Genomic DNA, 2725 nt, shown 5'->3' with positions numbered 1-2725 from the left:
TCCGATCACTGGCGTCCGCCGCCCGCTCATGAGACCGTCTGGCTGCGAGAGCGGGCCCGCCGTCGCGTCCCGTGCGTGGGCACGGGACGCGTGGGTCTTGCTCAGTGGTACCTGTTGCCTGGCGTGGCCGCAGGTCAGTGGGCGCCGAGGTACTCGAACTCCGTGCCCTCTTCCCAGCCCTTCTCCGAGCACGACGCGGTGAAGATCGTTCCGTACACGGACGGAACGCCGGCCACCGCGCAGTGCGAGGCGAAGCCGGAGCCGTCCTCGGCGAACCTTCCGATTCCGACGCCGTCGTGGGCGAGTGCGGCACCGGCACCGCCGAACAGGATTCCCACGGCCAGGACAGACGCGGCCAGAGAACGCATAGCTACTCCTCATGAGTTCCGAGTGACGTGGCAAAAGTGCCCGTCGGGCGGTCAAACGCTCCCAGGGATCGACGGGACACCACGTCTCACTCCAATGCCGGACAGCGGATCGCGGGGTCGCGGACGCGCAGAAACGATGCTTTCCAGTCGCCCGTTGAGATCGTTCTCCTCTCCTGCGGGCCGGCGCCTGTCACCCGTGTGCCGCGGCTCCGTCGACTCGCAGGGGGCGTGCCGGTGCCTGGGGTGTGATCAGTTCGCGTTCACGAGGTCGTGCGCGGGGACGGTCACGGTCCGCCGTCCGGGTGTGCCGCCGAGGACGATCTTCCGCAGGGCGCTGTTGTTGCCGAGGTCGGTTTCCTTCAGCCGCTTGGCCGGGTTGGCCAGTACCTGGATGTAGTAGGTGCCGTTGGGCACGTCCGTGATGTCGAACGACTGTCCCGGCAGGTCCTGGGTGTAGGTGTCGCCGGAGCCGACGTCCAGCACCTCGCGGACGGAGATGGAGTTCTCCTGACCGCAGGCGGTGGCCAGGTCGGTGTTGAACGGGTGCCAGTTGGCGTTCTTCACCGTGTAGTCGACGGCGTCGGTGTTGGCGAGGCAGAAGGCCTCCTTGCCGCTGCGCACCGCTTCCTTCTTGTCGGCCTTCAGCAGCCGGTAGCTGGCGAAGTCCGTGAAGTGCCAGTGCACGTGGCCGGGGCGCGGGTCCCACTCCATGGTGCCGGTCGGGGTGTAGCCGACCTGCTTGCCGTGGGCGTCGTAGAAGTACTGGTAGGCGTCCATCTTGGCCTTGCCGGGCGAGCGGAAGCCGTCCACCACGAGCTGGGCCGGACCGGCGTTCCACACGTTGGCGCTGAAGGCCAGGTAGTCCTTGCCGGGGATGTTCCGGTCGCCGTCGCTGATGGTGATGCCGTAGGCCGGCAGCGACCGCAGGTCGGGCTTGGGGACATCGGGGACGGAGGGGTTCCCGGTGGGCCGCTTGGACCGCGGCGCGAGGGCGGGCGCCTGTCGCGAGCCGTCGGTCCGACCCGCCGTGTCGCCAGCCTGCATGGCGCCGGCCTGCATGTCGGCGCGTGCCGCCTGCTGCTTCTTGAGTGCCCACGGCAGGGCCGGCGGTGCGGCCTTCAGCGGCCCGTGGCCCACGTTGTACGAGGGGCCCGCGCCGCTGGTCTCCGGGGCTCCGGCCTGGGCGGGGGTCGGAGCGTGCCCCGGGCCGTGCCCGGCGTGACCGGCCGGAGCGTGGTGGGCGGCGCCGTGCCCGGCGTGCTCCCCGGCGGTGGCCGCTCGGGCGGCCGCGGCGCCGTTCTCCTCCCAACTGCGCTCCTCGACGGTGACCTTCACTCGGGCGGGCCTGTCGGCGATCTTGAAGAGGTCCCGGTACTTCTTGGCGACCCGGACCTCGGCCGTGTACGTGCCGGCGGCGAGCTTCACCGGCTGGGTGTAGGAACCGCCGTAGGTGTTGGCGGCCCACCCCTTCTCGACGCCCCACACGGAACCGAGGGTGAAGGGGTTGGTGGGGCAGCTCTCGGGATACTTCGAGGTGGAGGGCGCGTCGGGGCGGACCCGTCCGCTGGCGTTGTTCGGGCAGAAGCTCTCCGCCCGGCTGACGACCTTCTTGCCGTCCTTGTCGGTGAGGGTGATCTCCGCGAAGCCGGGCAGCCCGGAGAAGTCCTTCACGGTGCCCTGGGGCAGCGTCTTCGCCTTGGCCCTGCCGCCTTCGTACACGGTCTGGGTGAGGGTCACCGGGTCCTTGTAGGACTTCCGGGTCGCCTTGAGCTCGAACGGGGTTCCCTCCGCCGTCAGGTACGTGCCCAGGTCCAGGTAGACGCCCGGGTCCTCCTTCCAGGAGGTGAGCGTGATCGAGCCGGTCGCCGCGACGAGACTCAGCCTGGGGCCCGTCACGGCGTTCGCCTGCTCCGGCGTGGCGGTCATGAAGCCGGCCGTCACGGCCATGGCGGCGACAGCCGTGGTACCGGCCAGCAGCGGCCGCCGCAGTCGGGTGGTGCGCGTGGTGGTCATCGTTCCCTCGTCCTCCGGGTGCTGTGGAAGGAGGCGGACAGCGGGCCACCCGCCCGACGGGACGGGACGGACGCCCGACCGGTGCGGCAGGAGGCACTCGCTGCGCCCGTGCGGTGAGAGGGGAAGAGATGACGCCCGGTTGTCCAGAGGGCCGAAATCACCCCGATGTTGGCCGGATTGAACTGCTGCGGGGGAAAGGGGGCTGCAGCGCCGAACGGAATGTCGGGGGCGCGCCCTGGACGCCGTCGAGTCCGGCGACGTGGCCGAGGAGTACTTCACCACCATCGGCGACGACCGGGACGCGGTGTTCGCCGCGCGGGAAACGCATGTGCGTCGTAAGAACG

At 70.2% G+C, this 2725-nt stretch carries 3 protein-coding genes; all 3 read right to left on the bottom strand.

The window, feature by feature from the left end; translation table 11 throughout:
* Positions 1-134 precede the first annotated feature (134 nt).
* Positions 135-368: a hypothetical protein gene (locus ABZ318_RS39410; RefSeq protein ID WP_356907223.1), complete on the bottom strand. Its 234-nt coding sequence runs from the start codon at positions 366-368 to the stop codon at positions 135-137.
* A 249-nt stretch (positions 369-617) separates the two neighbouring features.
* Positions 618-2381 (bottom strand): lysyl oxidase family protein, encoded by a 1764-nt coding sequence (locus tag ABZ318_RS39405; RefSeq protein ID WP_356907222.1) that lies wholly within the window; start codon positions 2379-2381, stop codon positions 618-620.
* 157 nt (positions 2382-2538) lie between these two features.
* On the bottom strand, positions 2539-2725 hold a 187-nt coding region (locus tag ABZ318_RS39400; RefSeq protein ID WP_356907221.1), incomplete at its 5' end, for a hypothetical protein.

The sequence above is a fragment of the Streptomyces sp. NPDC006197 genome, from assembly GCF_040613865.1.
In the GTDB taxonomy this organism is placed as follows: domain Bacteria; phylum Actinomycetota; class Actinomycetes; order Streptomycetales; family Streptomycetaceae; genus Streptomyces.
Note: the sequence above shows the minus strand (reverse complement) of the source record. Positions and strands in the feature narration are given on the sequence as shown.